This window comes from Streptantibioticus ferralitis, assembly GCF_029223525.1.
Taxonomy (GTDB): domain Bacteria; phylum Actinomycetota; class Actinomycetes; order Streptomycetales; family Streptomycetaceae; genus Streptantibioticus_A; species Streptantibioticus_A ferralitis.
The window spans coordinates 177,818-202,865 of record NZ_JARHTQ010000002.1 but is presented as its reverse complement, the minus strand read 5'-3'; the positions used below and the strand labels follow the sequence as shown (position 1 = coordinate 202,865).

Annotated in this window: 22 protein-coding genes and 3 pseudogenes; 6 read left to right on the top strand and 19 right to left on the bottom strand. The window is 68.7% G+C overall.

The window, feature by feature from the left end:
• Positions 1–51: 51 nt before the first annotated feature.
• The 10 genes from P2L57_RS03780 to P2L57_RS03730 all read right to left on the bottom strand — a co-directional run bounded on the left by P2L57_RS03780 (position 52) and on the right by P2L57_RS03730 (position 9,548).
• On the bottom strand, positions 52–816 hold the full coding sequence (locus P2L57_RS03780) for a D-glycero-alpha-D-manno-heptose-1,7-bisphosphate 7-phosphatase (RefSeq protein WP_275808136.1): 765 nt from the start codon (positions 814–816) through the stop codon (positions 52–54).
• Complete coding sequence (locus P2L57_RS03775; protein ID WP_275808133.1) at positions 813–1,784, bottom strand: NAD-dependent epimerase/dehydratase family protein; 972 nt, start codon at positions 1,782–1,784, stop codon at positions 813–815. The genes P2L57_RS03780 and P2L57_RS03775 overlap by 4 nt, the downstream gene beginning before the upstream one ends.
• Positions 1,781–2,455 (bottom strand): SIS domain-containing protein, encoded by a 675-nt coding sequence (locus tag P2L57_RS40540; RefSeq protein ID WP_372515596.1) that lies wholly within the window; start codon positions 2,453–2,455, stop codon positions 1,781–1,783. The genes P2L57_RS03775 and P2L57_RS40540 overlap by 4 nt, the downstream gene beginning before the upstream one ends.
• Positions 2,456–2,577: 122 nt before the next feature.
• Positions 2,578–3,816 (bottom strand): MFS transporter, encoded by a 1,239-nt coding sequence (locus P2L57_RS03760; RefSeq protein ID WP_275808126.1) that lies wholly within the window; start codon positions 3,814–3,816, stop codon positions 2,578–2,580.
• The gene (locus P2L57_RS03755; RefSeq protein WP_275808124.1) at positions 3,813–4,229 is read right to left on the bottom strand and encodes a hypothetical protein; all 417 of its coding nucleotides are present in this window, start codon (positions 4,227–4,229) and stop codon (positions 3,813–3,815) included. Before P2L57_RS03755 ends, P2L57_RS03760 begins: the two co-directional genes overlap by 4 nt.
• 41 nt (positions 4,230–4,270) lie before the next feature.
• A complete protein-coding gene (locus P2L57_RS03750; protein ID WP_275808121.1) occupies positions 4,271–5,137 on the bottom strand; it encodes a sugar phosphate isomerase/epimerase family protein in 867 nt (288 codons plus the stop codon).
• Between the two features lie 45 nt (positions 5,138–5,182).
• On the bottom strand, positions 5,183–6,604 hold the full coding sequence (locus P2L57_RS03745) for an FAD-binding protein (protein WP_275808118.1): 1,422 nt from the start codon (positions 6,602–6,604) through the stop codon (positions 5,183–5,185).
• A gap of 543 nt (positions 6,605–7,147) precedes the next feature.
• Positions 7,148–8,143, bottom strand: coding sequence for a GNAT family N-acetyltransferase (locus tag P2L57_RS03740; protein ID WP_275808115.1), 996 nt, complete (start codon positions 8,141–8,143; stop codon positions 7,148–7,150).
• A complete protein-coding gene (locus P2L57_RS03735; protein ID WP_275808112.1) occupies positions 8,140–8,304 on the bottom strand; it encodes a hypothetical protein in 165 nt (54 codons plus the stop codon). Before P2L57_RS03735 ends, P2L57_RS03740 begins: the two co-directional genes overlap by 4 nt.
• Positions 8,301–9,548 (bottom strand): DegT/DnrJ/EryC1/StrS family aminotransferase, encoded by a 1,248-nt coding sequence (locus P2L57_RS03730; RefSeq protein WP_275808110.1) that lies wholly within the window; start codon positions 9,546–9,548, stop codon positions 8,301–8,303. Before P2L57_RS03730 ends, P2L57_RS03735 begins: the two co-directional genes overlap by 4 nt.
• An 85-nt stretch (positions 9,549–9,633) precedes the next feature.
• Here P2L57_RS03730 and P2L57_RS03725 point away from each other — a divergent pair.
• Positions 9,634–10,008: pseudogene (locus tag P2L57_RS03725) on the top strand (transposase); the annotation flags it as partial.
• A gap of 43 nt (positions 10,009–10,051) precedes the next feature.
• On the opposite strand, the gene P2L57_RS03720 reads toward P2L57_RS03725, so the two are convergent.
• The 7 genes from P2L57_RS03720 to P2L57_RS03685 form a co-directional block, all read right to left on the bottom strand.
• Complete coding sequence (locus P2L57_RS03720) at positions 10,052–11,134, bottom strand: GNAT family N-acetyltransferase (RefSeq protein ID WP_275808107.1); 1,083 nt, start codon at positions 11,132–11,134, stop codon at positions 10,052–10,054.
• Positions 11,131–12,156: a glycosyltransferase family 9 protein gene (locus tag P2L57_RS03715; protein WP_275808104.1), complete on the bottom strand. Its 1,026-nt coding sequence runs from the start codon at positions 12,154–12,156 to the stop codon at positions 11,131–11,133. Before P2L57_RS03715 ends, P2L57_RS03720 begins: the two co-directional genes overlap by 4 nt.
• 22 nt (positions 12,157–12,178) lie before the next feature.
• A complete protein-coding gene (locus P2L57_RS03710; protein ID WP_275808101.1) occupies positions 12,179–12,745 on the bottom strand; it encodes a GNAT family N-acetyltransferase in 567 nt (188 codons plus the stop codon).
• A 194-nt stretch (positions 12,746–12,939) separates the two neighbouring features.
• Positions 12,940–15,039, bottom strand: coding sequence for a PfkB family carbohydrate kinase (locus tag P2L57_RS03705; RefSeq protein ID WP_372515593.1), 2,100 nt, complete (start codon positions 15,037–15,039; stop codon positions 12,940–12,942).
• On the bottom strand, positions 15,036–15,467 hold the full coding sequence (locus P2L57_RS03695) for a VOC family protein (protein WP_275808098.1): 432 nt from the start codon (positions 15,465–15,467) through the stop codon (positions 15,036–15,038). The genes P2L57_RS03705 and P2L57_RS03695 overlap by 4 nt, the downstream gene beginning before the upstream one ends.
• Before the next feature lie 1,061 nt (positions 15,468–16,528).
• Positions 16,529–16,822 carry a hypothetical protein gene (locus tag P2L57_RS03690; RefSeq protein WP_275808095.1) on the bottom strand — a complete coding sequence of 98 codons (294 nt, stop codon included), beginning with the start codon at positions 16,820–16,822 and terminating at the stop codon, positions 16,529–16,531.
• A 409-nt stretch (positions 16,823–17,231) separates the two neighbouring features.
• Positions 17,232–18,293, bottom strand: a complete 1,062-nt coding sequence (locus P2L57_RS03685) for an ATP-dependent DNA ligase (protein WP_275808092.1) — start codon at positions 18,291–18,293, stop codon at positions 17,232–17,234.
• Positions 18,294–18,359: 66 nt separating this feature from the next.
• Between P2L57_RS03685 and ligD the strand changes: the two genes are divergently transcribed.
• The 3 genes from ligD (at position 18,360) to P2L57_RS03670 (ending at position 21,550) form a co-directional block, all read left to right on the top strand.
• The gene (gene ligD / locus P2L57_RS03680; protein WP_275808090.1) at positions 18,360–19,367 is read left to right on the top strand and encodes a non-homologous end-joining DNA ligase; all 1,008 of its coding nucleotides are present in this window, start codon (positions 18,360–18,362) and stop codon (positions 19,365–19,367) included.
• 279 nt (positions 19,368–19,646) lie between these two features.
• The gene (locus P2L57_RS03675) at positions 19,647–20,996 is read left to right on the top strand and encodes a phosphodiester glycosidase family protein (protein WP_275808087.1); all 1,350 of its coding nucleotides are present in this window, start codon (positions 19,647–19,649) and stop codon (positions 20,994–20,996) included.
• An 83-nt stretch (positions 20,997–21,079) separates the two neighbouring features.
• On the top strand, positions 21,080–21,550 hold the full coding sequence (locus tag P2L57_RS03670) for a LysR substrate-binding domain-containing protein (protein WP_275808084.1): 471 nt from the start codon (positions 21,080–21,082) through the stop codon (positions 21,548–21,550).
• 23 nt (positions 21,551–21,573) lie between these two features.
• Here the strand turns inward: P2L57_RS03670 and P2L57_RS03665 are convergent.
• Positions 21,574–22,361: pseudogene (locus P2L57_RS03665) on the bottom strand (serpin family protein).
• A 14-nt stretch (positions 22,362–22,375) separates the two neighbouring features.
• Here P2L57_RS03665 and P2L57_RS03660 point away from each other — a divergent pair.
• Positions 22,376–22,789, top strand: a pseudogene (locus P2L57_RS03660) (L,D-transpeptidase); the annotation flags it as partial.
• Positions 22,790–22,870: 81 nt separating this feature from the next.
• Here P2L57_RS03660 and P2L57_RS03655 read toward each other — a convergent pair.
• Positions 22,871–23,935, bottom strand: coding sequence for a type III polyketide synthase (locus P2L57_RS03655; protein ID WP_275808078.1), 1,065 nt, complete (start codon positions 23,933–23,935; stop codon positions 22,871–22,873).
• 180 nt (positions 23,936–24,115) lie between these two features.
• Between P2L57_RS03655 and P2L57_RS03650 the strand changes: the two genes are divergently transcribed.
• Positions 24,116–25,003, top strand: a complete 888-nt coding sequence (locus P2L57_RS03650; RefSeq protein WP_275808075.1) for a UbiA family prenyltransferase — start codon at positions 24,116–24,118, stop codon at positions 25,001–25,003.
• The last annotated feature ends 45 nt before the right edge of the window (positions 25,004–25,048 follow it).

The window sequence follows — 25,048 nt, the reverse complement described above, 5'->3', positions numbered from 1 at the left end:
TCCGTGTATGCGGTCTACGGATCGGGTCGCACTCACCCTGAGGGCGGTTCCTCAGCCGCCGTCAGCGCGTCGATCTTCAGGCCAAGTTCGGCGATCGTCCGGTCCCGGGTGAGCATCCACGGCGTGAACGGGACGCGCAAGGCCTGGCCGATCGTTTTGGTGAGCTTCACCAAGCACCGACTCTCGAACGGCCGCCCACTTCGCCCCGAGATCATTGCTCCCCAGCTCGTCACTCTCGTACAGGGGGATTTCGCAGGCCGCGATGGCGGTGAGTGCCTGCGCGGTCGTGGTCCGGTACAGGGTCGGTGCGACATCAGCGCGGGGCTGTGGGCCGACGAGGGCGGTGCGGGTTCCGGCGCGGTGGCCGGCGTCGATGTCGCAGACGGAGTCGCCGACCATCCACGAGGAGGACAGGTCACGGCCGAGGTCGCCGGCGGCCTGGTGGAGCATTCCAGGGGCGGGCTTGCGACACGAACAGGCGATGGAGAACCGCGGCACGGTACCGCCTGGATGGTGCGGGCACAGGTAGATCCCGTCCAGCTGGACCTGGTGGTGGGCCAGGAGTTCCCGCAGCCGCTGGTGCATCGGTGCGATGGCGGCCTCGTCGACCAGGCCGCGGGCCAGGCCGCTCTGGTTGGTGACCACGACCAGGGCGAATCCGGCGTGCTGGAGGGCGAGTAGCGGTGGCCCGATGCCCGCCTGGAGTACCAGGTCCTCGGGGCGGGACGGGTAGTGCCGGGGTTCGGTGAGGGTGCCATCGCGGTCGAGGAACACCGCCGGCAGCCGAAGGGCGCTGGTGCGCGCCGGGTCGGTCATGCTGCTTCACGGGTGCCGAAGGCGTGGAACAGTTCGGCAGCTTGGGTTTCCACACCCTGGAAGGAGACTGTGGGTCGGCCGCGTAGCACGGTGTCCAGGGCGGTCATCTCCGCGCACGTGTAGTACTGGTAGGCGGCTGCGACTGCGTTCGGTACCAACGTCACCCGCAGCGGTGCCTCACCGGCGGTCTCGCGGTGCAGGCGGGCGCACCACTGGGTGATCTCGGCGAAGGAAACGGCGAAGCCGGCGCCGAGGTTGTAAACCGCGGCAGGGACGTGCTGTCGGGTGAGCTGGAGGATCGTGGCGGCGACGATCTCGACGGGGATATAGTCGCGGGCCGCGGTCAGAGAGTCGTCGAACAAGCGTACTTCGCCGGTACCGGCGGCCGAGCGCAGGAGCTGGGACAGGATCGAGGCCATGGGGCCTTTGTCTGTCTCATCAGGGCCGAACACGTTGGTATAGCGCAGACCTACCCAGTCCAGGCCCGTGCGGTACCAGGAGCGCATCTGCTGGTCGAGGGCGAGCTTGGATGCCGCGTACGGGTTCAGCGGACCTGAGCAACGTGTGAGGTCGGTGTCGGCGCGCTCGGGGATCGGCTTTCGGTGGTGCAGGGTGCCGTAAACCGAGTGCGAGGAGGCGTAGATCAGGCGGGCACCCCCGGTGCGGCAGGCCTCGGCCAGCCGCAATACGCCGTGGGTGTTGGTGTCGTCCAGTTCCGGTCCTGCCACCGCACGGGTGTCGCTGATCCCGGCCTGGTGGACGACAGTCTGGTACCGGCCGGATGCAATCTCGTCCAGGAGAGCCCGGGAGGTGAAGGGCATGCGCTGCCAGCGCGCTGACTCGGCGAGGTGCCCGGGGGCAGAGCGTAGGTCGAGTGCAGTGACCTGGTAACCGGCCTGGTGGAAGGCCGCGGTGGTGTGCCGGCCGATGAAGCCGGCCGCACCTGTGACGAGCACGCGCGGGTTCATGGTGTGCCTGCCTGCTGGGTGAGTCGGATGACGAAGGGGTTCGTGAAGTGCCCGTTCAGGTACGGAACGACGATGGCCTCACCGCCACGGCCTTCCGCCAGGCCGGCCTCGGAGATCCGCCGGCCCGCGTGGTCATCGCCCTTGACCCGGATATCGGGGCGCAGTTCGGCCAGGACGCGTTCGGGGGTGTCCTCAGCGAAGACGAGGACACCGTCGACGCAGTCCAGTGCTTCTGTTAGCGCGGCGCGTTCGTGGTCTGCAACCACGGGCCGGTCTGGTCCCTTGAGTCGGCGGACCGGAGTCGTCGCTGAGAACTTTCGGGTCGGCCCCGGAGGTCGAGAGCAGCAGGACGTCGCCGGGCGACCGTGGGCGCCCACCTGGCGGGCGAAGACCTCCTCGGTGCCGTGGTCGTTGGCGATGGCGGTCCCCGAGGAGGAATCCGCGTGCTGGGCGATGGCCGACGGCGGCGGGCGTTCGCTGTGGAACCGGCCGCCCATTTCGGAGGTCAGGTGTCGGGCCTCGGCCGCGCTCCTTCCGTTGCCCGCGACCGGCAACCGCCGGCCTGCCGGGAGCCGGTCGGCCAGGATGCGCGCCCAGGCATGGAGACGATCGGTGTCCAGCGCGGGCAGGACGGTGGCCAGTGCCTGGACGTGCTCGCGACCTGGCGTCATCACGGTCAACTCCTTGGCGGGACGGTCAAACGCGGGTAAGGGACGATCAACTGGCCGGGCGTTGACCCCACTTCGCTCAAGACCACGTTGGTGACGTCGTTGGGCAGGGACAGAGTGCGCCCTCAGATCGCATCCTCGGGTGCGGTCAGCGGTGGGGCGCGGCGAACGGCCGGGCTGATGGTCGCGCCGACCGCTGTGACGAGCATGATGGCGGAGAGGGCGAGGACGGCACCGGTGGGGCCTGCGGTGGTCAGCAACAACCCGGCGCCGAGGGAGCCGATGGGCATGACGCCCCAGGCGAGGGTCATCGCCGCACTGGTGACCCGGCCCAGGATCTCGTTGGGGACCAGGAGTGCGGTGTAGCTCATGATCACGACGTTCCATACTGGTCCGATGAACGCGGTGGCTGCGCCGATCGCCCCGATGTGCAGGGGGTTGGTGGTGAGCAGGAAGAGCGGCAAGAGCGCGGCCCAGATCCAGTTGACCCCGATGATGACCATTTTGGGGGTGAAGTATCGGTGGGCCCTGGTGGCAACCAGTGCGCCGATGAGCCCGCCACCGGCGTAGATGCCGAGCATTGTGCCGATGGCGCCGGGGGTGGCACCGTGGCGTTGGGCGAGGACGACGATCGTCAGGACGAGCGCCTGGAAGACCAGGTTGCTGGCGGTGATCAGCAGGATCGCGGTGCGGATGAGCGGGTGGCGCCAGATCCAGCGCAGTCCTGCCACGGTCGCCTGCCACAGCGGCTCGGCCGGCGCGGTCGTCGTGTTCTGCAGGTCCTTGCGGAGGAACAGCAGCGCGATGGAGGCGGCGGCGTAGGAGAGCGCATCGGCCAGGAAGGGCAGGGCGCGGTCGATTCCGAAGAGCAGGCCGCCGAGCGGCCCACCGGCCAGGGCAGCGCCGCGGCTGCGGGCCTCGTTCTGGGCCAGGGCCGCAGGTAGCAGGACGGCCGGCACGATTTTGGGAAGGGCGGCCGTCTCCGCCAGGCTGAAGAACACGAAGCACAGCCCCTGGACGAACGCGACGACAATGAGCTGAGCGACCGTCAGCAGTCGCAGCCACAGGGCGATCGGAACGGTGGCCAGAGCGAGGCCGGCCAGGATCTCGCTCGTCAGCAGGATCCGGTGACGGTTGTACCGGTCCACCAGTGGTCCGGCCGGTAAGTAGGCGACGAGAAAGGGCAAAGTGCCGGCGGCTCCGACAAGGCCCGCGTCGGCGGGCGAGCCGGTCGTGGCCAGTACGAGCAGCGGCATCGCTGTCGCGCTGACCCGGGCGCCGAGGGTGGAGACGACCTGGCCGCTCCAGAGCGTGACAAAGTCGCGGTTGCGCCACAGCGACGGCTCGGCGGCCGCGGAGGTCACGACGCCTCCGTCGGGTCGGGGGTGGGGAAGGCATGGAACAGCACGCAGATGTGCCGTGTGCCGGGGGCGGGTTCACGGTGCCGGCGGTTGAGCAAGGCGATGTACTCCTCGTCGAACTGGGCCGGCTCCTCCGAGGTGAGCGCAGTACCGCCGGAGCAGTGCTGGGCGGCTACGACGACCGCCCCAAACCTCTTCCGCTCCGACAGGTAGGTGTGCGGGTCGCTCTCAGAGCGCTCCAGCCACTGACGACCGGTCTCGAAGGCGACCGTCACGACCTCGGTGTCCGCCTCTCGGGTGGGCAGCCGCATGTCGTCGGCGGTGGAGGCGACCGAACCTCGTGGCTGCAACCGGGTAAGCAGCTGTTGGCCCAGGGTGTGGGCAAGGGGTCTGGATGCCTCGATGTCGGAGAGCACGCGCGGTTGCCAATCAGTCGTAGTGAGAAGATTCTCCTGGATCACCGGTGGGACGGCGCGTGAACGTTGATCACGTCGCGCAGGTAGTCGGCTGCCCCGGCCGTCTCGGCCAGGAGAATCGACCGCGCGCAGTGTGGTTCGAGCGTGAGGTACCCGTCGTAGTCCGCGCTCGCCAGGCTTTCGATGATCGCCGGCCAGTCCAGTTCCCCGGTGCCGAGAGGCGCCGTGTCGTAGGCCCTGCCGTGATCGGTGTACCGGGTCCAGCCATCGGGCGGGGTTTCCGCCGACGCTCGACACACGTCCTTCACGTGGGCATAGCGCACCCACGGCAGGAGCAGGGGCAACGCGTCGCGGGCCGGGGCGACCGCCGCGCAGAGGAAGTTTGCAGCATCGAAGTTCAAGCCGAACCAGGGCGAGTCAACCCGGGCGAACAGCGCCGCCAACGCTACCGGCCGCCTGCTGACGTCGGACGCCACCGGGTCCCATCCGAACGCGTCGAACTCGTTCTCCAACACGACCACCACGTCTTCGGCCGCAGCGTGGTCGAGGACCGGTGCCAGCGCGCCGGCGTAGGCCGCGATTGCCCTCTGGTCATCGACCACCGGCGCGTGACCGAAGTAGGTGTTCACCCGGTTGCCGCCGGTCCGTGCCGCTATCGTGATCGCCTCGTGGAGAAGCGAGACGGCGTCCGCTTCGCCGGAACCGTAGAGCTGGCTGGGGGTTGATACGCAGGCTATCCGCAGCCCGGCACGGTCCAGCTTGCGGAGTGTGGCGTCGACACCGTCCCGCAGGGCGTTCTTCGGATACCAGAATTCCACCGCGTCGCATTGAGCGGACCTGGCCATTTCGATCAGGCCGTCCACGCCGTCGGTGTCCGTGAATTCGGTGCCGGAAACCGCGATCGACATTCCTTGCATCGGGGCTGCCTCTCTGCTTGCTGCTTCTGGTGCTTGTCACCGGGCGAGGATCGCTCCCAACCGCTTGCTGAGCGCGAGCGTTGTCATTGACGGGTTCGCCGCTCCGGTGCGTGGCATCACCGACGGCCCACACGCGTACAGACCCGGTACGGCGGTGAACTGGTGGTCCTCGTCGAGGACTTCGCCGAGGGCCAACGTGCCGGCCTCGTGTTGCTCGGAACCGAGCGGGAAGCTGTAGGTGAGTGGCGTCGGTTCGCGGACCGCTGTCAGCCGGTCGGCCAGGTCAGGCGAACCGTGCTGCGGCGAGAATTGAAGCGTGTCAGCCGGAACTCCGAGTAGGTGCGACATTTCAGCCCACAGTTCGCCGAGCAGGTGTTGCTGGCTGGTGCGCACCGCCTCGTCGGCCGCTTCAAGTCGGGCGTGCACAGTCGTCGACCAGGGCCATTCGCCGCCGCCGTCGCACCGCACCCGGCCGTGCGGGCCGCGGCGCTGCTCGCCCATGGTCCAACTGTCCATGGTGACCGTGCCGTTCACGCTTTCGGTGAATCGCACGAACTGGTTGGACCGGGTACTGACGGTACCGATCCGATGGTAGACGTGGCCCTCATGAGCAGCCGCCCGGACTGCGTCGGGAAGCCGTTCGACATCGGTGAAGGCGACCGTGAACCCTTGTGAGATCTTGTCCACGAGTCCCGGCAGCTCACGCGGTGTGTCAGCGTCCGAGGCAGCCAGGGCCTGGATCGCCAGCCGGCTGTTCACGACCGTACCGGCGGCCAGGACTACCCGGTTCGCACGTAGGTCGCGCAGCTCACCGTCCTCGGTGCGTACCAGCACGCCCGTCGCCCTGCCGTGTTCGACACGGACCCCCAGAACGTCATGGCCGGCGAGGATCGGCACACGGCGCACCCTTGAGTCGCCGTCGTCGTCCCACCATGCCAACGGACTGAACGCGCTCCACCCGCCGGCAGGTTCCGTGCGGGTGGCGTGCGGCGTTCGGTCGAACGCCAGTTCACCGATGGTCAGCCCGGGTGCTCCGGGAGGCTCGGCGCCCCAACTGACCACGTCGTCGACGACCCGCTGGTACAACGACGGCCCCCCATCCCATGTCTCGGTCAATTCGGTGACGACCGCGTCCGGCCACCCCTCGGAAAGGGCCCAGCGTTCGATGGGTAGCAGTACGCCACCCCAGTAGAGCGAGCGGCCGCCGACCCGGCGACGCAGGCCGGCCAAGTCGCGGTAGACCCCGCCGACTGTCTGGTACGGACGGCGGAAGTCGGGGTCGGTGTCCGGACGCAACCAGAGTTGGAGCGCTTCGGCCGAAGAAAATTCGTTCTGGATATGTGTGCGACCTCGGTCAGGCCCAGCCTCCAGTACGGCCACCGAACCCCGGTCCCGTCGGCCGAGTTCTGCCGCTGTCGCGAGGCCGGCCATGCCTGCGCCGACTACGACTGTCTCCACGTCAACCGACGATCCCACGGACACCCCACAGTTGTTTGTAGTCTGAGTGTTGTCATCCGGCAGTGAGGCGACCGCGTGGGCGGTGCGCATCAGCCCCGCTGATGCGCAAGGTGCACGCATCGGCACCATGACCAGGCCCCGTCCTCTCTGTCCCACCCCGACGATCTCGTCCTCCAGTCGGGAATCCGCCCGCCGCGCGCCCTCCAGGCCGCCGGGTTTGCCCGGGTCGTCGTCACCAACTGGGGAGGACGGGCACGAGGGTTGTCCTCCGAGGCTGCCTGGCTCGAATGCACCGGCGACTCCGACGGCTTGTTGCTCTCCGCAGCGTTCGGCTCGACGGAATCCAGGCCTGTCTGCACGGTCCGGACCGGGCGGTGCCACACCTCGTCGTGGCCGGACGAACGAGCCGAAATCGTCACCGTGTTCAGCGGTCCTCGGCCGCCCGTCGAGGTGACGCAGGATGTGCACGGGACGACCACGGCCGATGGCTCCGCCAAGTCGGCGAGGCGGTCCGGTGCCCGAGGGCCCTCGAGCGACGGGGGGTCACACCCGGCACGGTTGCTCCAGACTTGCCGCCATGGTGAGCGCGCGGATGCTGGGCAGTTCGAGCTTGTAGGCGTGGGCACCGCGCGTCAGATCGAAGGTGTCCGTCCCTTGGGCGACGAGTTCGGTGACCATCGCGGCCACCAGTAGGTGCCCCGGCGAGTCGCGGCCGTGGCCCGTGTTGTAGGCCGCACGGTAGGCGTAGTACGTGCGATCGTGCCAGAAGCCGAACCATCCGGCGAGCAGGGTTTCGTCCAGCCACAACTCGTGTAATCGCGCGGCGCTGGACGGCTCGGCTGCGACGGCCGCGAACGTCCGGTCGACCACACCGCCGTCGAATGGCGCCACAGCATCAGGCCGGTCCCGCCACCGTTGAGTATGCAGGTCGATGAAGGCCGGCAGGCGGGCGGCGACCCGCGCCGAGGTGTCTGCGCAGGTGAGCCGGAGCGTGCCGAGTCGCTCGATCCGGCGGCGCTTTCGCCGCATGTCGCGCCGCTCGCTGACGCGTTGGACGACGTCGGGGTCGGTGAGGTCGAGCCGGACAACCACCTCCGACGGCCGGGGCGCGGCGCCCAACTCGGACACGGCGCGTAGCAGCGCTCCATCGGCAATCAGGTCACTCAACTCCAGTCGGGCGCCGAACTCCCGCTGACACCGGTCGATCGCCTCGGCCAACCACCCGATGTCGGGCTCGGGGCCGGTGGGCGACGCGTCGCCCACCACAGCGACCTCGTGGTAGTCGGCCCATGGCCAGGACAATGGGCGCAGGACCGCCGTACTGCCGTCCTGGTGCAACTGCAGGCCGACCACCAGGATGGGCCGGTCGGTACGCGTCATATGGACCAGCACCGGGGTCGCGCCCTCGGCGTCCGCCGCCTCACGAATCCACGCTCGCCACCAACCGCGCGTCTGGAACGGCGTCCGCGCCGAGAGCCGGTGCGCGTCCAGGAAATCCGTCGCCGCCCGCGCGCCGTACTCGAACGCAACTGTACTCATCCGGTGCGTTCCTTCCACCGCAACGCCTGCTCGACGCAGGCCGGCAGAGCCGCGTCAGCCTCCGCTTCCGTAGCGACGGCCCAGCCACGCAGTGCGACGGTCGGCAGCAAGGTCGTCGCGGCCGCCTCGAATTCGGCGTCGGTATCCCTTCCCACACTCATGACGCTGCCTTGACAACGTCCTCAACTGTGTTCTTGAACAGCCGTGCCGCTGCCTCGATCGCGTCGTCATCGGCGGTCACGTCGATGCCTACTCCGCTGCCGAGGTAGGAGTCGACCACCCCGACGCTCAACGCGATGCTGCGGTTGAGCAGGTCGTCCGTGCGCGGCAGGCTGCCCGGCGGATAGGACCGACGCAGGGCGGCGCGATCCGGCCTGCGCGTCCCGGACGCCGTCGAGATCAGTCGATCCGGTTGTAGTTGGGACATGTTGGCGTAACTGTGTTTGCCCGACTGGCTCAGGGTGATCGTGCCCAGTCGGGTTGCCACCTCGCCGGCCGTGGCCGCGGACGCGAACGTGTACGCGAGCACCGTGGCGCAGTCGCCGTCCGGGTCGTGCAGTGGGCGACGCGTCACCCCGGGCAGGTCGCCGATCGCGTCCGCGAACTTGTCCCGGTTGGCTCGCAACGTCCGCAGGGTGCCCGGCAGCTTGCGGACCTGGGCAAGCGCGACCGCGCCGGTCAGCTCGTGCATCCGTAGATTCAGACCGAACAGCGGGGGCCCCTCGGTGACGCCCGACCGCAACGGCGCGGCGCCGTGATCGTGCAGGGCGAACGCCGTCTCGTACAGATCGTCGTCCTCGGTGAGCAGGACGCCACCGTCGCCCGCTGTGAAGGTCTTGAAGACGTTGAGACTGAACGCGCCGAATCGGCCGAAAGTCCCGAGGTGTTGGCCGTGGTACGTGCCACCACCGGCCTGCGCGCAGTCCTCCACGAGCAGCAGCCCGTGCTCACGTGTGAGGGCGTCGAGGTCGTCGAGGTCGCACGGCGCTCCGAGCATGTGCACGGCGATCACCGCCTTCGTGCGCGAGGTGATTCTCGCAGCCACGTCCGCCGGATCGAGCAGGAGGCTCTCGTCGATCTCAGCGAGCACCGGCTCGGCTCCCGTATGCGCAACTGCGGCGATCGGGGCGATAAAGGTGTAGCCCGGCACGATCACCTCGTCGCCCGGACCGACCCCTGCCGCGAGCAGACCGGCAAACAAAGCGCTGGTGCAGCTGTTCATGCCCAGGCAGTGGCGCGCACCGGTCAAGGTGCGGAACTCCTGCTCGAACCGCGCAACCTTCGACAACCGCGCAGACCCGTCGTGGTCGTCGAAGCGGTACCGGCTCAGCTCTCGCTCACGTAACACGTCCAGAACCTCGGCCTCCTCTTCCGGGCCGATGCGGGAAACTCCTGGTCCGGCCATGGCGATCCTCCGTTCGTCTCATACATCGCTTCTTTTGGCTTGCTGCGTCGTTGGTCGGTTCGCGCTTGATCTGGTTGAGCGGTTGATGCCGGACGAGTTGTGGGAGTTGTTTCGGCGGGTGGTGCCTCGCACGGAGGTCATACGACCGCAGGGCAGGGGCCGACGACGGGCCGGTGACCGTGAATCGTTGGCCGCGATCATCTTCGTGGCTACGTCGGGCTGCACCTGGCGGCAGCTCCCGCCCGTGTTCGGCCCGGCCTGACCCACGGTCTACCGGGCTTCGCCCAGTGGAGCAAAGCCCGGGTCTGGGCCAGGCCGCACCGTGTCATCCTCGACGAACTCGGCGCCCGCGGGGAACTGGACCGGTCCCGGTGCGCAGTCGACTCCGTCAGCGTGAGGGCTGTACAAGGGGGCCACTGACGGACCGAATCCGACCGATCGCGACAAGGCCGGATCGAAGACCAACCCGATCACCAGCCACCACCGCTGGGTGGTCGAGAGAGTTATCCGTACCCGACCTCGATCTCCGGTGGCCTGGACGACCTGCCGGCCAGGTCGCTCGGGACCAGATCCATCAGCAGCGCGTCCCGCCACGTACCGCGGTGGCGTTCGTACGCCCTCATCAGGCCGACCTGCTGGAAACCCACCTTATCCAGGCACCGCACGGCAGCCCTGTTGTCGGGATGGGGCGCCGCGGTGATGCGGTGCCGGCCGGCGGCGAAGACCGACCCGGCGAACAACCTCAACGCTCGTGTCCCGATCGACCGGCCCCGGTCGGCCGCGTCGGCCACCGCCACCGCCTCGACCTGGATATGGTCGAGCTCCGGATCAGCCTCCGTGCGGTACTCCAGGAAGCCGACCGGACGATTCCGCTCGAGCATCACCAGGCAGCGTTCGTGCTGGAATCGGCTGAGCACCCCGTCGGTCGGCTCCAGCGCTCGCCACGCCAGCACGTCGGCGTCGCCGAACGCTCGGCGGAACAGCTCCAGGTCCCCCGGAATCGCACGTCGCAAACCGATACCGCTCTCGTCGACCTGGTCGTCCTCGACGACGGCGGCACCGGGCCGTACCGATGCCTGCTCGCCGGCCGCGATCAGCGTTTCCAGCAGGTCGACCAGCTCGGAGGCGTCCTCCGGCCGAGGGTCCGGCACGACGCGGCAAGTGGGCGCCGCGAACGCCTCTGCGGTGAGAAACGGGTGGTTACCCAAGACCAACAGAGGGCGTCCCGTGTCCAGGGCGAGACCGATCTCGGTGAGCGTGCCGTAGCGGCCTTCGAACGCGATCATGCCGTCACCGCACCAGTTGAGGATGTTGCTCCGGGCCAGGTCCATCGACGTGGGCAGGGCCCAGGTGGTCCCATCCTCGGCGTCGGACAGACGGTTCCACTTCAACAACGCGAGTGTGTCGCCGCCGACGGCCTGGCAGCCCTTGTTGGCTGCGGCCGCTACGCCGCCCTCGCCGCCGCTCACCACGCCGTAGCCACGTTTGGCGAGCTCCTCGCCGATCATCTCAGCCAGCCGGAGGACGTCGGCTCCCGCATTGCCGGGCCGGCCACCGAGCACCGCGATCGCCCGCCGGCGGGTCATTTGACCACCTCCTGGTGACTGGCTTGCCGCCCACTCCATTCCAGCTGGTCCAGTTCGATCAGCACATCAGCCGGGCGCACACCGGCCGCGCACGGAGCCGGACAGCCGACGTAGTAGCGCCGGCAGGTGCCGTTCGGCTTCATGTAGGAACAGGACAGCGCGATAGCGCTCTGCACGGCCCGCGAGACATCAGGGGCCGCCGCCGGTGACCAGATGTCACCGTCGGTCGCCAGGTACAGCGTTACTACCGGGCAACCCAGTGCGGCCGCCAGGTGTACGGCCAGCGTGTCGTTGCTGACCAGCACGTCCAGCCCGGCGATCCAGTCGCGGAGAGCTTCCAGAGAGTGCAGGAACACCGTGTCGGCGACGGCCGGCACCGACGACAGCCGATGTGCCAATGCCTGCTCGTCCGCTCCCAGGCCGACCGCGACCTCGACGATCAGTCGCCGGTCGCCCAGATGCGAGATCAGAGTCGACCAGTCACCCAGCGGCCAGCGTTTGACCGCGGCACTGGCACCGACGTAGCAACCGACCACGCCCGGACGTGGTCGCCGTCGGTCGGCGAGCCAGGCCGGGCGATTCAGCTCGACGGGGACGTTGTGCGCGCGCAGGAGATTGGCGGCCTGTTCACCGAAGGGCAGCCGCTGCGGCCGCCCGCCCAATTCGTGCAGATCCCAGCACTCGACTCCCCTTTTCGTCGCCTCCGCCCGGAATTCGAAGTAGTTTCCGTCCTCTTCGGCGAACTCCATTCTGAGGTTTACGACCAGTTCCACCCCAGTGCGATCGATAAAGTTCCACAGTGCCTCCCGGTCCGCCGGTAAGAACCGCCGCCACAGCGCCGGGAACGTCCCGGAAGCACCATGTATGCCGACCGCCGAACGCACCCATTCAGCGTCGAGCGCAATGTTCGGTGCCATGAAGTAGCGCCATCCCGGATAACATCGCTCGAGCGCCGCCAGTAGTGGCGCCACAATGATCCCGTTACCCACGCCTTCGTTTATCACGACCATTGCAGTACGCATACTCGCCCTTCTAGGTCAGCGTCTAACTATCGGCTCCCGGTCGAGCACTCTGACGGCTGAGTAGCTGGGGGGTAGCGAGTAGGTCCAGGTACTCTGGCTCGCGGCGCGCGCGCTCGATGCCGGGACGAAGGTCCACCAGGTAACGCACCGAGGCCACCTCCTTGCAGCCGATTCCCAATTTCTTCGCCATGCGCTCGTAGAGTTTCCGCGCGGGACGGTTGTCGGGGTCGGTCTCGCCTTCGGCGAACTCATAGCCGCGCCGCATCGCCTCCGCGAACCCCGCAACCATCAGGATTGCTCCGATGCCCCGGACACCACGAAGGGACTCGGTCACAAAGACGTCGTGCACATACGCCACCTTATCGGCGAACTGGAGGTTCGGAATGGGATCGACCATCACGAAGCCCACAGCGACGTCGTCTTCTGCCGCCATGATCTGGAAGCTCGCCTCATTGTCGACGATGCCCTCGAAGAAGGTGCGGGTGGTGGCGAGGTCGACCTCTTTTCCGCAGTCATACTGCTGCTCGACGATCAGAGGCATGAGCATGTCCAGCTTATCCTTGCTCACCACGACCGTATCAATACTCACGTGATCTCCATCCCTTCGGAAATTCCATCGAACGGCTTGTTCCGCGCCCCGACTGACGCGCTTTCAGGATAGTTTTGTTGGTGACGTGGTGAAGTCCACCGTGTGACCCGGTACTCGGCGTCCAGAAAGGCCCCGCGCCATACGTCTCCCGGTGAATCCGGCTGCTCCCGTGACCAGCACGCTCTGTTGTCTCATCACGGTGTCCGTGCCGACTCGATCAGCGACGACGTCGACCAGCCGGCGACGAAAGGTACGACCACGGTTCGTCCGCCCAGGGAGCTGACCAGCTCGTTCTCGGGAATTTCCATTCCCGAGTAGTCGCCACCCTTGACCCAGATCGCGGGTCGCAGCGCGCGTATGGCCGCTTCGGGGGTGTCCTCGTAAAACACCAGAACGGCGTCCACGGAAGCGAGTGCTTCGAGCACGAGAGCGCGTTGTGCCGCCGGTACGATCGGGCGCGACGGGCCTTTCAGCCGGGACAACGAGTCGTCGCTGTTCAGGCAGACGATCAGGCAATCACCCAGTTGGCGCGCCTGTTCGAGCAGCCGGATATGCCCGACGTGCAAGAGGTCGAAACACCCGCCAGCAGCGACCACGGTACCGCCCCTCGCACGGACCGCATCGGCGAGCTCGATCGCTCCGTGCGCGGCCGCCGCGGGCCCGGCGCCCGAGAGCCCGGTCATCGGTGAGCCGTCGTCGGGCGGGAAGTCTAAGGACCTGGGACCACCCGCCGCGACGTACGCCGACGCTGCCCACACCGCCGATGCCACCGCCTCGCTGGGTAGCTGGCCGCAGGCCAACATGGTGGCGAGGTGACCGGCGAAGAAGTCGCCGGCACCGCAGGGGTCGGCCTTCCGTCCTGCGGCAACCTTCGTGGGCACGACCAGCGGCGGCAGATCCGCGTCGGCGAGCAGGACAGCGCCATGCTCGTGCCGGGTGAGCGCCACCTGGACCGGCCCCCACGCGCGCCATACCGCACGTGCCGCTTCGATGTCATCTGAGAACGTGTCGCTGCCCGTGAGGGAGGCGATCACCCGAGCTTCTCGGCTGTTCGGCGTCACGACAGCCGTATGGGGGACCGGAACCGCGCCGCGCGGATGCGGGTCCCAGACCAACGGAGACCGCCGGGCAGCCTCAGCCAGTGCGGCACGCAGGTCGGTATACGCGGCGACGCCTCGACCGTAGTCGGACACCAGGACGCCGCCGGCTGCCATCAACGCGCGCCGTGCCGCAGCCAATGCCGTTTCGCCCTCCCGCCCAACGGGCGGGCAGACGTCGTGCTCGTCCAGCATCATCAGGGTGCGCCCGGCGGCGCGGATCCGCGTTTTCACCGCGGTCGGGCCGTCCAGCCCGAGATCGACCACCCCGACTCGCGCTTCGTCCAGCAGCGTGCGCAGCCGGTCGCCGACCGCGTCCTGGCCGAGCGCGGTGACCAGGGTGACCGGGTAGCCCCGTCTCGCGCTCAGTACAGCGGCCAGGGCGGCACCACCGGGGCGCATGTGTGTGGTGCCACCGGACACGACCAGGGCCGGCTCGTCGGATGCGACCCGCTCCACACGGCCAAGGTGGTCGTGGTCGACGAACGCGTCGCCGACCACCACCAGGTTCGGGCGGACTCCGCGTGCCGTAGCCGGCTGGCGTTCCCTCACCGGCTCCGGTGACGAGGTGGACAAAGGTGGCGGCACGGACGGGGCGGAACCGACGGCGTCCGTGGCGGTGGCGTCCATGGCAGCGACGGCGGCGTCCATGCCGGCACACATCAGGTGGATGACCACGAGGTGGCATTCCTGCACCGTGGATACCGCCCGCGCCGGTACGGTCACCGCTTCGTCCACCAGCGTCGCCAACGGGTTGGGTGCTGGTCCCGTCAGCGCCCAGGTCACCGCGCCGACCTCGCGCGCGGCCTCCGCAGCGCGCAACACGTTGGGGCTGCGACCGGAGCCGGACATGAGCAGCACAGTGTCGCCTGGACGCGCGTGTGCCCGGACTTGCCGGGCGAAGACGTGCTCGTAACCGTAGTCGTTGCTGATTGCGGTGACCGAAGACGTCTCGGCGTGCAGCGCTAACGCGGACATCGGAGGGCGTTCCGTCTGGAATCGACCCACCAGCTCGGCCGTCAGGTGTTGGGCTTGCGCTGCGGACCCGCCATTGCCGGCTACCAGCAGACGCTGACCGTTGCTGCGTAACTGAGCCAGCCGTGATCCCCAGTCCGCGACCCGGGGCAGGTCTATCTCGCTCAGGGCTGTGGTGAGCTGGTTCAGGGAGTCCGTAGCGGTCGAGGTGTCGGCCGTCATGCCGGTACTCCTGCTGTCGGGCGTCCCAGGAAGTCGTTGAGTTCGATGGTGTGGCGATCCGGGTCGGCCACGAACGCCACCGTCTCTTGCTCGATTCGGTATGGCTCGGTGACCACTCGGTAACCGAGCGCGCGAATGTGTTCTACCAATGCCGGAACGTCGGCGACGCGAAACGCGACGTGGTGAGTAGGATGCGGGTTCGGCACGAGATCTCGTTCCTGCCATAGTTCTATACCCGCTGGTATGCCGTCCGGCGCCATCTGCAGGATGACGCGATCGGCCAGATCGTAGCGCACGACGCTAGACAGCCCGAGCGCGTCGGCATAAAATCGTTCGGCGACGTCGATGTCCGCTACGTCCAGCCTGATGTGGTCGAAGGCGGTGACCGAGGCAGCTGCGTACACACGGTCCTGCGATTCGCTATCCAAGCCGCGATCCTCCTTCAGCAGTGACGGAAGTTCCGCCACCTAATTCGGCCACATCCGCTTTCACGGAATCCAATTTCACAGAATCCAAGACACCCTCCGATCACAGGCTGGCTGGAGTGGACGGACGGAAATCTGTGAGGTGCTGCGTGCCGTGCGGCGCCGTACGGATCCATCGGCTGCCGCGGTGATACCCCCGGGGGCACCGGGTCGGCACGGTGCTGGTGCGCGAAGGCAGGCCGGATTCGGGGCGGAAGTAGATCCGCTGGCCATTACTGCCGGCGTATGCCGGCGAGGACACCAGCACGCTAGCGAGCGCGAACGCACCCACGGCAGCGGCCGTCATAGCTGGCTTCATGGATTACTCCCTACTTCCGGAACCGATGAAAGCGGGGCGCTCGCACAGCAAACGTCTGACGAATTAACCTGACGCCTGGCGCGCAGGCGGGGACCAACGAACACTCTGTATGAGAGCTGCGATATGCGGTGTGCATCTCCCGCGCTGCCTGCTGTCCAGCGCCAGCCGCATCAGCGATCACGATCTACAACTGCTGTTTCATTTCGCGATCGTTTCCGCCACAGACAATATTGAGGGTGCCCGAGGTGGCTGGGGAGGTGTGAAAACCGGGCGCTCGAAGCATTTCCTGAACGCTTGGAGCCCAGCCGTCAGCATGCGCGCTACTCAAGTTCGAATATTTTCCTACTGTAGTAATGCAAACTATCAGTAATCGGACAGAAAGTGGCCTAGAGGGCGTGCTCGTGCTCGCTGGAAGGAGTGGAAGGAATGTCGAGCTGGTGTCGGAGACCTGCCCCGGGTCTTGAGGAAGGGAGAGAATGACTGGAGATCGACCTTGGCGCAAAACGAGCGTCTCTTCTGCGTCAGCCGCAGGACGATGGCGTCTTCGTAAAACTCTCGATCCGGCGTTGCACTGCTGGAATCCTCCGGTGCGGCGCCATGCCTGTCAACCCCCCGGCCAATTGCCGGATGGCTGTGCCGAATATTTCAAGACGGGCACGGTGGCTGGGCAAGGACAAGGGTCCGCAAGAGGGCGAAGGACGTCCTGTCACTGATCAGCGGCCAGATCGCCCGCCGCCAGGTCGCCGCCTTCCCCGCCACGGGCGCCGACATCCTCGTTGCCGCAGAAGGCACCATCCGCCGCAGCCACAACCTCCTCAACGCCCGCCGCGAAGCCGTCCTCGGCGCGATCTTCTACCTGATGCGGCCTCACCCGCCGGGCGACGACTCGTCGTTCGTCCTGTCCCTGCTCGGTACCCACGCGATGCATCGCCCCGCCGCCCCCGCCGATCTGTCCATCCCCGGCCCGGATGCCGACGACCTCGCCCGCCGACTGCGTCACGGGACCCCGCCACCTGGACCCTGTTCTGCCGGCCGGCGCTCATCTCCCGCCTGGCAGAACAAAGACTCCGCGACGCCTTCGCCGGCAACCAGCTGATCTCCACCTACTGACCGCCGGCCGCGGCATCCGCGGGGACGTCCCCGTCCACTCACAAGGCGCTTGCGAAGCCCAAGCGAACCAGACCGGAGTTTGCGGCCGAGCCAGATCGAGGCGGCCCGACGCCGCTTCGATACTCAGGACAGCACCTCCACTCGGTGATCCCTGAGACGACGGCAGAAGACAGGGACTGCCCGTGTCGCCCGTCGCTCACCGGTAGGAACGTCGAGAACCTGGACACCGGCTTCCCCCGTCCCCAGGTGTTCTCCTCGGGCAAGCCGGGCGAGCGCGCGCACCGGCAGACCGGCACCGCTCAGCCGCCCAGCAGTTCTTCCAGGTTGTAGCTGACCGGTTCCTCCAGTTGCTCGTACGTGCAGCTCTCCGGCGAGCGGTCCGGGCGCCAGCGGCGGAACTGGGCCGTATGGCGGAATCGGGAGCCCTCCATGTGGTCGTACGCCACCTCGCAGACGCGCTCCGGACGCAGTGGCACCCAGCTAAGGTCCTTGGCCCCACTCCATCGGCTAGGGCCGCCCGGCATCCGCAGGGTCGTGTGCGCGGACTCGTCGCCCCAGTCGGCCCACGGGTGACCGGAGGTGTCATCGAGGCGCAGTGGCGCCAGCTCCTCGACGAGCACACGCCGCCGCGCCATCGAAAACGCGGCGCAGACCCCGACGTGCTGCAATCGGTCTTCGGCGTCGTAGAGCCCCAGCAGCAGGGAGCCGATCACCGGACCGCTCTTGTGGAACCGGTATCCGGCGATGACGCAGTCCGCAGTCCGCTCGTGTTTGATCTTGAACACGGCGCGGTCCCCGGGCCGATACGCCAGATCGAGTGGTTTTGCGACCACTCCATCAAGACCGGCGCCTTCGAACTGACCGAACCAGGTGCGGGCCAGCGCCTGATCCGTGGTGGCGGGTGCGGTGTGCACCGGAGCGGCGGCGTCCCGCAGCGCGGCCAGCAGCGCCTGGCGCCGCTCACTCTGGGGTGTGTCCATCAGCGAGTCGGATCCCAGGGCCAGCAGGTCGAAGACGACGAACGAGGCGGGCGTGCGCTCTGCCAGCGTACGGACCCGGGAGGCGGCCGGATGGATGCGTTCCAGCAGCTCCTCGAAGTGCAGCCGCCCGCCGTGGGCGATCACGATCTCACCGTCCGCAACGCACCGCGGCGGCAGCTGTGCCCGTACCGCCGCCACCACTTCCGGGAAGTAGCGGGTGAGCGGCTTGCCCGTACGGCTGCCGATCTCCACCTCGTCACCGTCCCGGAAGACGATCGCCCGGAAGCCGTCCCACTTGGCCTCGTACTGCATGCTCGGCGGGATGTCGGCCACCGACTTGGCGAGCATCGGTGCGACGGGCGGCATCACGGGCAGGCGCATACTCCGATGCTGCGTCCCAGCGGTCCACCGCGCGCGCCGACGGCCGCCAGAACCTAGCGTGGAGCCATGGCAGGAGCCGTCGAGCTGGATGTGGCCGGGCGAACGGTGCGGTTGTCGAATCCCGACAAGGTGTACTACCCGCAGCGCGGATTCACCAAGCTGGACGTGGCCGAGTACTACCTGGCGGTAGCCGACGGCGTGCTCCGCGGCCTACGCGACCGTCCCACCACGATGCAGCGCTTCCCGGACGGCGTCGAGGGCGAGTTCTTCTACCAGAAGCGCGCCCCCAAGAACCTTCCCGACTGGCTGCCGACCGCCAGGATCACGTTCCCCAGCGGCCGTTTCGCCGACGAGGTGTGCCCGACAGAGCCGGCCGCCGTGCTCTGGGCGGCCAACCTCGGCTGCCTGACGTTCCACCCCTGGCCGGTACGGCGTTCCGACACCGAGCACCCCGACGAGCTGCGGATCGACCTCGACCCGCAGCCGGGCACGGACTACCAGGACGCCGTGCGCGCCGCCCACGGGCTACGCGAACTGCTGGCGGAGTACGGACTGCGCGGCTGGCCGAAGACCTCTGGCGGGCGCGGTGTGCACATCTACGTACCGCTGGTCCCCCGCTGGACGTTCACCGACGCCCGGCGTGCGGTGATCGCGCTGGCCCGGGTGCTGGAGCGGCGCATGCCCGGTCAGGTCACTTCCGCTTGGTGGAAGGAGTCGCGGGGGGAGAAGGTCTTCGTGGACTACAACCAGATGGCCCGGGACCGCACCATCGCCTCGCCCTACTCCCTGCGCGCCCAGCCGCGCGCCACCGTCTCCACCCCGCTGCGCTGGGAGGAGTTGCCGGAAGCGGTACCGGAGGATTTCGACCTGCGTACCGTTCCGGCCCGATTCGCCGAACTCGGCGATGTGCACGCGGATATGGCCGAGCACGCTTTCAGCCTGGAACCACTGCTGGAACTGGCCGAACGGCAGGCCCACGACGAGGGCTTGGGCGATATGCCGTATCCGCCGGACCACCCGAAGGTCGAGGGCGAGCCGACCCGGGTCCAGCCGAGCCGGGCCCGCCGGCACTGATCGCTGATCAACTGATCGCTGATCGACTCAGCGTCGGCTGACTCCGCGTCGACTGACTCTGCGTTGACTGACTCAGCGTTGACTGACTCAGCGTTGATCGACGCAGCCCTGATCAACCGGAGCGTTGATCAACCAGTAACCACACCGTCTGGCGTCCCGCAATTCCTGCGCGCCCAATGCGGCGAGTACTTCCGCCATGTAGGGATATCCCCGCTAATCAGAGCGAATTCACGGGTATTCGTCTGGATATCCGGTATCCGAAGAGGACTTGGGGAAGTCGTGGCCAGTTATGCGTGCCGTCTGCGTACGGCGTGGGTGTCCTTGATCCTGTCCGGTGTGTTGAGCACCGGGACCGGGGTGATCAACGCTTCCGCCGACAGCGCGGTGCGATTCACCGAACGGTCCCAGGTGGCGCCCGGCGTCGAGTATCGGGGCTTCATGGCCCCCGCTGGACACGGCATAGCCTACGGCCATGTGCTGATCGCCGACCTGAGCGACCACCGGGTACGGGTGGGTCTGCTGCGTCCCGGCGCGGTGGCGGCGCGGGACACCGTGTCGCGAATGGCCGACGCACAGGGCGCGGTCGGCGGTGTCAACGGGGATTTCTTCGACATAAAAGGCGCGGCGGCGACCGGCGCCGCCGTCGGCCCGGCGATTTCCGAAGGCGAGATGCTCAAGGCGGCGGCGCCCCGGAGCCAGCGCATGGGACCGCGCCTGCCCAGCGGCGCCTCGGTGGAGGACGTCATCGGTGTCGCCACCGACGGCGTGGCACGACTGGACCGGGTGTCCGTGTCGGGTTCGGTCGGCACCGCACATGGCACCCTCGCGTTGCGCGGACTCAACCAGTACGCGATTCCGGAGGGAGGTATCGCCGCGTTCACCGAACGGTGGGGCAAGGCGTCCCGCTACCGCGCGGTCTGCGGCCCGCGCGCCACGGGATGCGGCGCGGAGACCTACGAGGTGGTGGTGCGGGGTGGCCGGGTCAACTCCGTTTCCGACCAGCCCGGTTCCGGAGCCATCGGACATGACACCGTCGTGCTGGTCGGACGGGAGGGCGGCGCCCAGGCGCTGCGTCGGCTGCGCGTCGGCGAACGGGTCGACGTGCAGCACCAGCTCGCCGGATCCGCGCCGGTCACGCCGCCGTTGACGATGGCCGCTGAGACCGTCTCACAGGAGGGCGGCGAGCCGACCGGCCTGGCCCAGACCCTGCAGCAACTGGCCGAGGGCGAGCAGGCGAGCCTGGCACACCAGTTGGCCCGTGTGCAGCCCCGGCCACTGCGGTTCGCGATAGGAGCGGTACCGATTCTGCGCGACGGCCGCTCGCTGCGCGGACTCGACGACCGGCAGAGCGCGGTCCGGGCGGGCGCCGGGTACGGCTCCGGCGGGCGCCGCCTGTACCTGCTGGCGCTGGACGGCAATCCGCAGGGCCACCACGGTATGACGCTGACCCAGTTCGCCCACACGATGCGGGCCATCGGCGCGGACAACGCGGTGGACCTGGACGGCGGCGGTTCGGCCACCCTCGTCGCCCGAAACCCCGGGAGCGACCGGGTGACCGTACGCAACCATCCGTGCGACGGTACCGAGCGGCTGGTGCCCGAGGGCATCGGACTGTTCTCCAGGCCCTAACCCCCTGCCTGTACGTCGGGTTACCGCCGCGGCACCTCAAGCAGGATCTTCAGCAGGTCATCCGCCCCTTCGCGCATGACGTTGTGGCTGTCGGCCTGGGGTCCACGACGCCATCGGGAGTCGAAATCCATGTCGTCGCGGACGAGTTGCTGGTCACCGCGGTCAGCCATGGCCACACACTGGACGGGCGGCGGACCATTACGCTCTCGGGGCTGCGGGACCTTCCGCTGATCAGCCTCCCCCGCGGCACCGGCCTGCGCTCACGTGTTGATGATGCCTGTGCGGCGGCGGGCTTCCCGCCGCGTGTCGCCTTCGAGGCCAGCGATCCGCGGGTGCTCGTGCAACTCGCCGCGCGAGGGCTGGGCGTGGCCGTTCTGCCTGCCTCCCTGGCGGCCGCGCACCGGACGGAACTGCACGCGGTGCGCATCACCCACCCGCGGTTGCGCGGGCGGATCGCGCTCGCCTGGCGAGCGGAAGGACCGATCGGCCCGGCCGGCCGGGCCCTCATCGGCCACGCCAGAACCGCGTTGCGCACCCCGATCCGCGCGGACTGAAGGGATCCGCGCCCTGCCGAGAGCTACCGCCGTGGATCGGTGACCTGACCGAGGAACAGGATCTGTCCGGACCGCAGGTCGCGGATGAGGAAGACGAACGGGCGGTCCGCCCGGAACACCGTGTGCGAGGGGCGGCGGCCACGCCCACGGCCACTCCGCTGCCCGCCGCCGCGGTCGTGCCGTCCTCGTCGACCGCCACATGGGCCTTCTGCACCACGTTCCGGACGTGGATCCGCTCCGCGGGATCGGTCGCGATGCCGCCGAAGTCCGCCTGCCCGTCGCTGAAGGCGGTGGGCATACCCAGCCGCGCCAGGGTGGAGCTCAGCGTCTGCTGGTAGTCGAAGGTGAAACGGGGCAGCGCCAGGCGCACTCCGGTCTCGTGCAGACCTCCGGCTATCTGCACAAGCCGCCCGGGAGTCAGCGAGCTGACGAACCCCTGCAGGCCCTGCAGGCCGCCACTGTTCGGCAGCAGGACGTCCATGGCCAGGTGCCCACCCTGGTACGGGAGTTCAACGGCCTGCCAGCCCGCGCCCTCGGCATATCCGTACCGGCCGTCGTGGTTCATCAGCCGGGCATCGCTCGTTGACCCGTCGAGGCGGTGGAAGTGCTCGCCAGTGGTCTCATCAGCGCGGAAGGACTGCTGCCACTTCGCCTTGAAGGTGACCGCGTCGGTGAGCACCAGCCGGGTGCTGCCGTCGATCGACCCGGACGGGAAGAGGCCCTTGATCTGCCCGTCGGTCTGCCGCTTGACCAGATCGTTGACGGTCCTGCGGGCTCCGTCGGGATCGGCCCGGAAGTCGACGGCGTGCACGCCGGTGTCGAAGGCAGCAGAGAGCGGCCGGTCACAACCCCAACCGGGGCGGTCACTGTCCGACCAACCGGGGCCGTGTCGCCTGCGTTGACCTCGCCCGGCAGCTGAGCTGGATCCAGGACGGCCGCAGGCTCGTCTACGGCCCGGTGCCGGTACGTACCGGGCGCGCGGGCAGCACGACCCGGACGGGACTGAAGCGCGTCTACTGGCGCTCGCTGCACTACTGGTCGACGCTCTACAAGGTCGACATGCCGTACAGCCAGTTCTTCGACGGCGGGGAGGCGTTCCACTCCATAGCGAAGAGCGTCTGGTCTCCGCCGGGCTCGGGCGGCTGTGTCAGCATGCGGCCGAACGACGCCCGGAGGTACTGGGGGCTGCTGAGGAACGGCGACGACGTCTTCGTCTACGGCCGCAAGCCCGGCACCTGAACCATCCGGTGTCCTTCGTGGACCCCGATGGACGACGGCCGCTCGGGTCGAGACAGCGGTCGGCGGCTGTCCGCACGGCGGCTACCAGCGCAGCAGAACGAGTTCCGAGCTGAGCCCGGGGCCCAGCGCGAGCAGCAGTCCCGGGGTTGCCGGGGGCGGCGGGCGCAGGCTGAGGGTGTCGCGCAGTACGTGCAGGACCGAGGCCGAGGAGAGGTTGCCGACCTCGGCCAGTGAGCGCCGGGACAGCTCCAGTGCGTCCTGGGGCAGGCCGAGGGACTCGGCCAGCGCGTCGAGCACCTTGGGGCCACCGGGGTGGCAGACCCAGCCCGTCACATCCTGCGGCTTGAGGTCGTGCTCGGCGAGGAACGCCCGGACCTCCTCGCCCACCTGCAGTCTGACCAGGTCAGGCAGATCGCCGCCGAGCACGATCCGGAAGCCATGGTCGCCGATGTCCCAGCCCAGTGCCCGGTCGGTGCCCGGGTACAGGCGGCTGCGGGTCGCCACGACCGCCGGGCCGCGGCACGCGTGGTGGCGGGGCCGCGCGCGGCCGACGGCGACCACCGCGGCCGCGCCGTCGCCGAACAGGGCTCCCGCCACCAGGTTGGCCATGGAGTTGTCGGTCTTCTGCAGGGTGAGGGAGCACAGTTCGGTGGACAGCAGCACCGCCACCGCACCGGGATGGCCTTCCAGATAGTCGTGCAGCCGCGCGATTCCGGCCGCGCCCGCCACGCAGCCGAGGCCGAAGACCGGGACCCGCTTCACATCCGGCCGCAAGCCCACCCGCCCGGCCAGCCGGGCCTCAACTGACGGTGCGGCGATGCCCGTTACGGAGGTGGAGATCACCAGGTCGACCTCGCGGGCTTCGATCCCCGCCTGTGCGAGCGCCGTTCGCAGGACGCGTTCGCCGAGTTCCAGGGCGGCCTCGATGTACATGTCGTTGGCGGCACCGAAACCGCCCAGCGTCTCGTACCGCTCAAGGGGCAGCGCGAAATACCGGCTGCGCACCGTGGAAGTGGTGTGCAACCGGTCGAGTACGCCTCGGTCGACGCCGGAGGGCACACACATGGCGGCCAGCGCGTCGGCGATTTCGCGCTGCTCGTAACGATGCGGTGGAAGCGCCCCGCAAACGGCCGCGATTCGCGTCATCGCTCAGGGGTATCACGGCTCACCACGATCGACGGGTATTGCTATCGGGCTTCGCCTTGCGATGTCGCCGCGGCAACGGCGCCCGGCCCGCGGTTTCAGCCCGTGGTCCGCCGGTGCCCCGGCAAAACGCGGTACCCGGCAATGGGCGTTGGTGCGGTGGCGGTGCCATAGCATCCCCGGGTGCCCATCGACCAGGCCGCGGAATTCGACGCCCAGCCGCGATTTCGGTACGGGGCGCGCCCTGTCCCGTTGCTCGGGCTGTTCCGCGCCTGCCATCCCGCTCCGGCCATGGTCGTCGCCGTCTTGGCGACCGCCCTGACAGCGCTGAGCGGGCGCGGTGCGACGGGGTGCGCACTGGCCGGGCTCGCGGTGCTGTCCGGACAGCTTTCCGTCGGCTGGTGCAATGACCGCGTCGATCTGCGACGGGACATCGCCGCCGGGCGTGCCGACAAGCCGCTGGTGACCGGAGACATCCGCCCGGCCGCCGTCTCGGTGGCGGCGGGCGTCGCGCTGGCGGCCTGTGTGCCGTTCTCGCTCGGATACGGGCTGCTCGCGGGTACCGTGCATCTCGTCGGGGTGGCCGCGGCCTGGAGCTACAACCTCGGGGTCAAGGCAACGGTCGCTTCCTGGCTGCCGTACGCGATCGGCTTCGGCCTGTTGCCGGCGGCCGTGACGCTCGGGCTCCCCGGCCACCCCTGGCCGGCTGCCTGGGCGGTGCTCGCCGGGGCGCTGCTCGGCGTGGGCGCCCATGCGGCCAATGTGCTGCCGGATATCGAGGCCGACACCAGCGCCGGGGTGCGCGGCCTGCCGCAGCGGCTGGGGCGGCGCCGTACCAGGGTGCTGGCGGTCTGCGCGCTGTTCAGCGCGTCGGCGGTGCTGGTCTTCGGGCCTGCCGGGCCGGTGGGCGCCGCCGGATGGGCGGCGCTCGCTTTCGCCGCCTCGCTGTCCGGCTACGCGGTGGCCGCGCCGGGCTCGGGGGCCGGCGGCCGTACGCCGTTCCTGGCCGCCATGGCCATCGCGGTGGTCGATGTCGCGCTGTTGCTGCTGCGCGGCGCCACGCTGGCCTGAACCGGTCGGCCGTCGAGGTCTGAACCTCGCGGGGCTGGGTATCCG

Coding starts and splice junctions, on each gene's coding strand:
- P2L57_RS03780 (WP_275808136.1), bottom strand. CDS start 816: ATGACCGACCCGGCGCGCACCAGCGCCCTTCGGCTGCCGGCGGTGTTC.
- P2L57_RS03775 (WP_275808133.1), bottom strand. CDS start 1,784: ATGAACCCGCGCGTGCTCGTCACAGGTGCGGCCGGCTTCATCGGCCGG.
- P2L57_RS40540 (WP_372515596.1), bottom strand. CDS start 2,455: ATGACGCCAGGTCGCGAGCACGTCCAGGCACTGGCCACCGTCCTGCCC.
- P2L57_RS03750 (WP_275808121.1), bottom strand. CDS start 5,137: ATGTCGATCGCGGTTTCCGGCACCGAATTCACGGACACCGACGGCGTG.
- P2L57_RS03740 (WP_275808115.1), bottom strand. CDS start 8,143: ATGAGTACAGTTGCGTTCGAGTACGGCGCGCGGGCGGCGACGGATTTC.
- P2L57_RS03735 (WP_275808112.1), bottom strand. CDS start 8,304: ATGAGTGTGGGAAGGGATACCGACGCCGAATTCGAGGCGGCCGCGACG.
- P2L57_RS03730 (WP_275808110.1), bottom strand. CDS start 9,548: ATGGCCGGACCAGGAGTTTCCCGCATCGGCCCGGAAGAGGAGGCCGAG.
- P2L57_RS03720 (WP_275808107.1), bottom strand. CDS start 11,134: ATGACCCGCCGGCGGGCGATCGCGGTGCTCGGTGGCCGGCCCGGCAAT.
- P2L57_RS03715 (WP_275808104.1), bottom strand. CDS start 12,156: ATGCGTACTGCAATGGTCGTGATAAACGAAGGCGTGGGTAACGGGATC.
- P2L57_RS03705 (WP_372515593.1), bottom strand. CDS start 15,039: ATGACGGCCGACACCTCGACCGCTACGGACTCCCTGAACCAGCTCACC.
- P2L57_RS03685 (WP_275808092.1), bottom strand. CDS start 18,293: ATGCGCCTGCCCGTGATGCCGCCCGTCGCACCGATGCTCGCCAAGTCG.
- ligD (WP_275808090.1), top strand. CDS start 18,360: ATGGCAGGAGCCGTCGAGCTGGATGTGGCCGGGCGAACGGTGCGGTTG.
- P2L57_RS03655 (WP_275808078.1), bottom strand. CDS start 23,935: ATGACGCGAATCGCGGCCGTTTGCGGGGCGCTTCCACCGCATCGTTAC.